The organism is Frankia tisae (assembly GCF_025403405.1).
In the GTDB taxonomy this organism is placed as follows: domain Bacteria; phylum Actinomycetota; class Actinomycetes; order Frankiales; family Frankiaceae; genus Frankia; species Frankia tisai.
Genome location: NZ_JANEZT010000334.1, coordinates 1 through 7,473, shown reverse-complemented (window position 1 = coordinate 7,473; position 7,473 = coordinate 1). Strand labels below are relative to the sequence as shown.

At 72.4% G+C, this 7,473-nt stretch carries 5 protein-coding genes and 1 pseudogene; all 6 read left to right on the top strand.

Annotated features, from left to right (window positions below):
* Positions 1 to 207, top strand: a pseudogene (locus NBZ85_RS24555) (class F sortase); the annotation flags it as partial.
* 687 nt (positions 208 to 894) lie between these two features.
* On the top strand, positions 895 to 1,980 hold the full coding sequence (locus tag NBZ85_RS24550) for a C40 family peptidase (RefSeq protein ID WP_261559406.1): 1,086 nt from the start codon (positions 895 to 897) through the stop codon (positions 1,978 to 1,980).
* A 340-nt stretch (positions 1,981 to 2,320) separates the two neighbouring features.
* On the top strand, positions 2,321 to 2,950 hold the full coding sequence (clsA, locus tag NBZ85_RS24545; RefSeq protein ID WP_261559405.1) for a cardiolipin synthase ClsA: 630 nt from the start codon (positions 2,321 to 2,323) through the stop codon (positions 2,948 to 2,950).
* Between the two features lie 18 nt (positions 2,951 to 2,968).
* Complete coding sequence (locus NBZ85_RS24540) at positions 2,969 to 5,455, top strand: mannose-1-phosphate guanyltransferase (protein WP_261559407.1); 2,487 nt, start codon at positions 2,969 to 2,971, stop codon at positions 5,453 to 5,455.
* A 619-nt stretch (positions 5,456 to 6,074) separates the two neighbouring features.
* The gene (locus tag NBZ85_RS24535; protein ID WP_261559404.1) at positions 6,075 to 6,974 is read left to right on the top strand and encodes a DUF881 domain-containing protein; all 900 of its coding nucleotides are present in this window, start codon (positions 6,075 to 6,077) and stop codon (positions 6,972 to 6,974) included.
* Positions 6,971 to 7,303, top strand: a complete 333-nt coding sequence (locus tag NBZ85_RS24530; RefSeq protein ID WP_261559403.1) for a small basic family protein — start codon at positions 6,971 to 6,973, stop codon at positions 7,301 to 7,303. Before NBZ85_RS24535 ends, NBZ85_RS24530 begins: the two co-directional genes overlap by 4 nt.
* The last annotated feature ends 170 nt before the right edge of the window (positions 7,304 to 7,473 follow it).

Genomic DNA, 7,473 nt, shown 5'->3' with positions numbered 1-7,473 from the left:
CTGCCCACCCCCGTAGCGACGGTCCCCCCATCGGTGCTGCATACCGGCACCTTGGTGCCGTCGGGCGGGGGTGTGGGTGCCGTGCCGCCGGTGGCGGGCGTGCTCGCCCCGCCGGCCCCCCACGGTGCGGTCCCGGCGGCGCCGGCCATCCCCGCGGCGGGCGCCGGCGCGGGTCAGGGAATTCCCCCGGGTCGATCCGTCGGCTGACCGTTCCGCATTTCCGGCGACCCGCCGGTCGGGGTGCGGGGATGTTCTCGCGGTGTTGTGCGCCCGGCCTCTGACATGGGGGCGGGTACCGCCGTCCGGCCCCGGAACGACGCCATTGCCCGGGTCCGATGAACGGGCGGGGACCCCGTTCCGGCCGCCCCGGGGTGGCTCGCTGGATCACCTGCGCAGCGTCATCTGAGACGCGGAGTGGTACACGGCGGGTCAGATCCAGGCGCGGGAACTGTCACGGGAGGCGGGTAGCGACTAGTCGTCGTTCCCATGTTATCACGCAACGTGAGCTCAAGTACACGTTTTGCTGAGGCGCGGGCGTTTTCCGGGGGCGTGTCCGAGCGTTGGGTTCGGGGTGGTTGCCGACCCTGCTGGTATGTCCATTATGGTCATCGACAGCACTTCTGTTCTGACCGTTCCACTGGTGTCCGAAATCTGAAGTGCTGGTTACGTGGCATCGAACAGTCATACCCGTCGGACCGATGCGCCTAGTCCTGCCCCCGGTTCGGCGACCCCTCCGAGTATGTCGGGGCAGGCGCGGGGGACCCATGGTCCTGGAGGCGGCCGGCCGTAACCGGGACGTCACCAGAAGTGGAGCAGACGGTCCGCGCGGCCAGCGCCGGGCTCCCTGGCCCGCATCCGGCCGCTCACCTCGTAGGCGCACGGGAAGGACACGCCTTGCCCCGTCGTGGTATGGCCTGGCTGCCGGAGGACTGGGAACAGTTCGTCCGGAGTCGCCAGCGCCCGCCGGCGCCCCGCACCACCTCAGGCTCCGCTGCGCCCCGCCGCCGTACCACGGCTCCGCCCCGCCGGGCCGCCACCATCGCCGCGTTCACGACCGGGACTCTCGCCGCCTCGACGGCCGCCTTCGCCGCGACGGTGCCCGGCGGGGCCGACGGCGCCGCCTCCCTGGACGCGGGCTCGCCGATCCACGAGGCCTCGCTCGCGGTGGGCCACGGCCACGGTGCCGTCGGCGACCTGACCGGCACGCGCGCCCTCGCCCCGCTGGCCACCGCGATCGCCGGCCATGACCCGGTCTTCACCAACGTCTCCATCACCGCGGACAAGTCGACCGTCGCACCGAACACCCCCGTCGTGCTGACCGTGCGCGCCACCGAGGCCGACAGCGGCGCCCCGCTGTCGGGCGCGGACGTCCGCATCGTGGTCGTGAACGGGCCGCAGTGGCAGACCTCGACGCGCCTGCACACCGATGCCGGCGGGACTGCCCAGATCACCGCCCGGCTGCTGTCCACGACGACCATCACCGCGGTCTTCGACGGGTCGAACGCGCTGCGGCCCTCCCTCGCCGGCGCCGCCACCGTGACGATCACCAGCCCGACGCGCGCCGGGTTCGGCGGCGGCGGTGCCGGGTCGGTCATCGACCAGGCCATCCCCACGGTCATCCCGGGCAGTTCCATCGGCGAGAAGGCCGTCTACCTGGCGTCGCTGAACAAGGGCAAGCCGTACGTCTGGGGCGCCGAGGGACCCTACTCCTTCGACTGCTCGGGCCTGGTCCAGTACGTGTTCAAGCAGCTCGGCCGGTCCCTGCCGCGCACCGCGCAGGGGCAGTACAACGTTTCCACCAAGGTGCCGCAGTCCGGCAAGCAGCCCGGCGACCTGATTTTCTACGGCACCCCGGGCAACATCTACCACGTCGGCATCTACGCCGGGAACGGCTACATGTGGGCCGCGCCGCAGACCGGTGGCGTCGTCTCGCTGCGTCCCATCTACAGCTCCACCTACAAGGTCGGCCGCATCCACTGACGGCGCTGGGCGGCGCTGGGCGGCGCTGGGAGGCGCTGGGCGCCCGGCGGGCCGGGCCGGCGGCGGCCAGCCCCGGTCGACCAGGGCCGGGGCGGGCCGCCGGTTGATGCCGCCGGTCCGGCGGACCAGCGGCCCGGCGGCGGCGACCATCCGCTAGCGTCTGCCCTGTCCGGCCTGCCGACCGGGTGCCCGCGCGCATATCGGGCCTCCCCGGGGGCGCCGTGCCTGCGGCGGGACCCGCGGGCACGCCGGGTGTGGTGGGCGGCCGCCCACCACACGGCAACCTGCCGCCGAGCCGGTCGAAGCGCCGGTCGAAGCGCCGGTGGAGGAGGGACGTCGCATGACCGCGCCCACCCCGCAGCCCGCGGCGCCCGAGCCGGCGCCGCCGGACCGGGTGTGGACGATCCCCAATGCGCTGTCGACCCTGCGACTACTCGGCGTGCCGGTGTTCCTCTGGCTGGTACTCGGGCCGGAGGCGGACGGTGCGGCGCTGGGGATCCTCGCGTTCGCCGGGATCAGCGACTACCTCGACGGCAAGCTCGCCCGCGCGCTCAACCAGACCAGTCGCCTCGGGGTGCTGCTGGACCCGCTCGCCGACCGGCTCTACATCCTTTCCACGATCATCGCGCTGACCGTGCGCGACATCGTGCCGGTCTGGTTCGCCGTCCTGTTGCTGGCCCGCGACGTGGCACTGCTGGCGCTGCCGCCGCTGCTGCGCCGCATCGGCGTGGGCGTCGCCCTGCCCGTGCACTACCTGGGCAAGGCGGCCACGTTCAACCTGCTCTACGCCTTCCCGCTGCTGCTGCTCGCCGCCGGGGACTCGTGGCTGGCGACCGCGGCCCGCCCGCTTGGATGGGCGTTCGCGATCTGGGGTACTGCCCTGTACTGGTGGTCCGGACTGCTGTACTTCGTTCAGGCCGGCCAGCTCGCCCGGCGCTACCGGGCCCGGACCGGCGAGAGCGGGAGGTAAGCGGTGAGAGCCGTCGTCATGGCGGGTGGCGAGGGCACCCGGCTACGCCCGCTGACCGCGAACCTGCCCAAGCCGCTGCTACCCGTCGTCAACCGGCCGATCATGGAGCACGTGCTGCGGCTGCTCAAGCGGCATGGCTTCGACGAGACGGTCGTGACCGTCCAGTTCCTGGCGTCGATGATCCGTACCTACTTCGGCTCCGGCGACGAGCTCGGCATGCACCTGTCGTATGCCACCGAGACGACCCCGCTGGGCACCGCCGGCAGCGTGAAGAACGCCGAGGACGCCCTGCGTGACGAGGCATTCCTCGTCATCAGCGGGGATGCGCTGACCGACATCGACCTCACCGACCTTGTCGCGTTCCACCGCCGCCAGGGCGCCCTGGTCACCGTCGCGCTCAAGTCGGTGCCCGACCCGCTGGAGTTCGGCATCGTCATCACCGGCGAGGACGGGCGCATCCAGCGCTTCCTGGAGAAGCCGACCTGGGGGCAGGTCTTCTCCGACACGGTCAACACCGGGATCTACGTGATGGAACCCGAGGTCCTCGCGCACGTGCCACCCGGCGAGGCCGTCGACTGGTCCGGTGACGTCTTCCCCCGCCTCGTCGAGGCCGGCGCGCCGGTGTTCGGTTACGTCGCGGCCGGCTACTGGGAGGACGTCGGCACCATCGCGAGCTTCCTGCGTGCCCAGGCCGACGTGCTCAACCGGCAGGTCGACGTCGAGATCGACGGCTTCGAGGTCTCGCCCGGGGTGTGGGTCGGCGAGGACGCCGAGGTGCACCCCGAGGCCATCCTCAAGGGCCCGCTCGTCGTCGGCGACTACAGCAAGGTCGAGGCCGGCGCCGAGCTGCGGGAGTTCACCGTGCTCGGCAGCAACGTCCTGGTCAAGAGCGGCGCCTTCCTGCACCGGGCGATCGTCCAGGACAACGCGCTGATCGGTCCGCAGACCAACCTGCGCGGCTGCGTCATCGGCAAGAGCACCGACGTGCTGCGGGCGGCCCGGATCGAGGAGGGTGCCGTCATCGGCGACGAGTGCGTCGTGCGCGAGGAGGCGTTCGTCTCCCACGACGTGAAGGTCTACCCGTTCAAGACGATCGAGGCCGGGGCGGTCGTCAACACCTCGGTCATCTGGGAGTCCCGCGGGCAGCGCTCCCTGTTCGGCCCGCGCGGCGTGTCCGGCCTGATCAACGCCGAGATCACCCCGGAGCTCGTCGTCCGCATCGCCGGCGCCTACGCCACGACCCTGAAGAAGGGCGCCACCGTCACCACGGCGCGCGACGGGTCCCGGGCCGCCCGCGCCCTCAAGCGGGCCGTCATCAGCGCGCTGACCGCCGGGGCCATCAACATCCGCGACCTCGAGGTGTCGCCGATGCCGGTCACCCGGTTCGACGTCCGCTCCTCCAACGCCGCCGGCGGGATCATGGTGCGGACCGCCCCCGGCGACCCGGAACGCATCGACATCCTCTTCCTCGACGCCGACGGCGACGACCTGTCCCCGGCCGCCCAGCGCAAGCTCGACCGGGTCTTCTCCCGCCAGGACTTCCGCCGCGCCTTCCCCGGCGAGATCGGTGACCTGCGCTTCCCCGCCCGGACCCTGGACCTCTACATCCAGGACCTGCTGGACCGGGTCGACACCACCGGCCTCGCCGAGGCGGATCTGAAGATCGTCGTCGATCCGTCCGGCGGCTCCGCCTCGCTCGTGCTCCCCACTCTGCTCGGCCGGCTCGGGGTCGACGTGCTGACCGTCAACGGACGGGTCGACGAGATCATCCCGGCTCACAGCGCCGCCGACGACCTGCTCGCGACCAACCGGCTCGGCGCCCTGGTCGCCAGCTCCGGTGCGGCCTTCGGGGTGCGCTTCGACCACGTCGGCGAGCGCATCGCCATCGTCGACGAGCGGGGCGACCTCATCGACGACGATCGGGCCCTGCTGGTCTTCCTCGACCTCGTGGCCGCCGAGAGCCGGGGCGCCGAGGTCGCCCTGCCGGTCACCACCACCCGGGTGGCCGACCAGGTGACCCACTTCCACGGGCTGACCGTGCGGCGGACCTCCCTGTCGGCCGCGGCGCTGACCCGGGTCGCCCGGGAGGAGGGCGTCGCCTTCGCCGCCGACGGCCGGGGCGGCTTCGTCGTCGGCGAGTTCGCCCCCGCCATCGACGGGCTTGCCGCCTTCGTGAAGCTGCTGACCCTCGTCGCGCGGACCCGGCTGACGCTGTCCGCCATCGACGCCCGCATCCCGTCCATCGCGATCCTGCGCCGCTCGGTGCCCACCCCGTGGGCGGCCAAGGGCATGGTCATGCGCCGCATCGTGGAATCCGTCGATCCGGAGGCCGGCCAGACCATCGACACCACCGACGGGGTGCGCATCGTGGGCTCCGACGGCTCCTGGGTGCTCGTGCTGCCCGATCCCAGCGAGGCCGTCACCCACCTGTGGGCCGAGGGCGCCGATCTGAGCCAGGCCCACCGTTTGCTGCGCCGCTGGGCCGAGGTCGTCGAGGCCTCCTGAAAACTGGCCCTTAAGACACGGTTTCGGAACCGATGATGTCCCGCCGACCCGCACCAAGCACTCCAGCTCCAGCTCCAGCTCCAGCAATCTTGATGTCCGGTAGGCCCCAAGCGGTTGCGTCGGAAATCGCAGGAGGTTGAGGGCGGTTTCGGGTGGGCGAACGGCGAACAGCCTCCTGCAATTGCGGGCCGCCGGGCCGCTGGGTTGGTGGGTTGGTACGGGAAGAAGTTTAGGTTTGAGGGTTAGATGTAGGAAATTGTGGCCTCAAAACCGTGCTTGGGGTCGGGCGGGACCTGGCCGCAATCTGGCCGGAATGGGACTCGCGGACAGGGAGGCCACCGCCACGGCCCCGCTGCCGAGCCGCGGCCCCGCAGCCTCGCTGCGTCTGGCGACTCACCGCAGCTTCCGCGCCAGTGGTCGACTGGTCTCCCGGCCGGTCACGGCACGCGCGGGACCGCGGCGGTCGGCGGTGGCGGGCCGCTGGTCGGTCAGAATGCCGAATGTGCGGGATCGGACCGGATGGCGATGGCCAGAGGCTAAATGCCCCTCCGGCCGCTGCGAGCTGCTCGGGGCCACCGTGCTCCCCAGAGCCTCGGAGCCCCTGCCGGCGGAGCTCGCCATGCTCCTCGACGACCCACCGCGGCGATCCCCCTCGCCCGCCGAATCCTCCTCGCCCGCCGAGTTGGGCCCGTCCGCCGAGTTGGGCCCGTCCGTGGGCCGGGTGGGGCCGGAGGGGCGAGGACGGCTGCGACCGGTGGTAATGGCCCTGGTACTGGCCCTGCTCGGCGGTGTGATTGCGCTCGGAGCGCGGCGCGGGGCCGTCACCGCTGACGACCGAGCGCGGCTCGCCGCAACCCTGCGTGTGCAGGTCGGCGAGCGTTCCGCCGCCCTGGCCGGCGACGAGGACCGGGTCGGGCAGCTGCGGTCAGTGGTCGAGGCGACGAGGGATCAGCGTCGCCGTGCCGACCGCGACCATGCGCGCGCCGCGGCGGACGTCGCGTCGCTCGGTCCCATGGTGGGTTCAGCCGCGGTGACTGGTCCCGGCGTACGGATCAAGGTCACCGATCGGCTGGCCGGCGGCTCCGGCTCCGCCGACCCCCGCGTCTCGGCGTCCGGCACTCCCCGTCCGCACCAGTCCGCCCCGACGGCCGTCCCAGAGGCGGCCGGCCCGGGACGAATTCAGGATCACGATCTTGCCGACCTGGTGAACGTGCTGTGGATCTCCGGGGCCGAAGCGGTCGCGATCAACGGGGTGCGGCTGACGACGCTCAGCGCGATCCGGGCCGCGGGGGACCTCGTTCTGATCAACTTCATCCCGGTGCTGGCGCCGTACGACGTCGAGGCCGTCGGTGACCCGCGGCGACTGGTGCGGCGGGTGGAGCAGTCGGCGGTGGTCGACCGGCTGCGCCACCGCCCAGGTTCCCCCGTGACCTCCCTGACGGCGTCCGCCGCCGAGACCCTGACCCTGCCCGCGGCGCCGCCACCGGTGCTGCGTCATGCCCGACGGAGCGGATCATGATTCCCCTGCTGGCCCTCGTGCTGGGTGTGGTGGCCGGACTGCTGCTGGGTCCGACCGCCCCGGACTGGCTGGACCCCTACCTGCCGGTCGCGGTCGTCGCGGCGGTCGACGCCGCCCTCGGCGCCGCGCGTTCGCGCGTCGAGGGGACGTTCGACGACCGGGAGTTCATCGTCTCGTTCGTCTCCAACGTGGTGATCGCCGTCCTGCTCGTCCTGCTCGGCGATCTGATCGGCTTCGGTGGTGCGCTGTCGACGGCGGTCGTCGTGGTGCTGGGCATCCGGATCTTCACGACCGCGACGGTCCTGCGCCGCGCGCTGATCAGGATCTGACGATGGCGGCGAGCGCGGCGGCCTCCTCCCGACCTGAACCGGTCGACGTGCCCCCGGTCGAACCGGTTGCCGCCGGTGTCGCTCCGGCGCAGCCCGTCGCGGGCGAGCCGGACGCGCCGGGCCCCGCCGACCCGGCATCCGGCGGGGTTGGCGGGGTCGCAGGGGAAGCG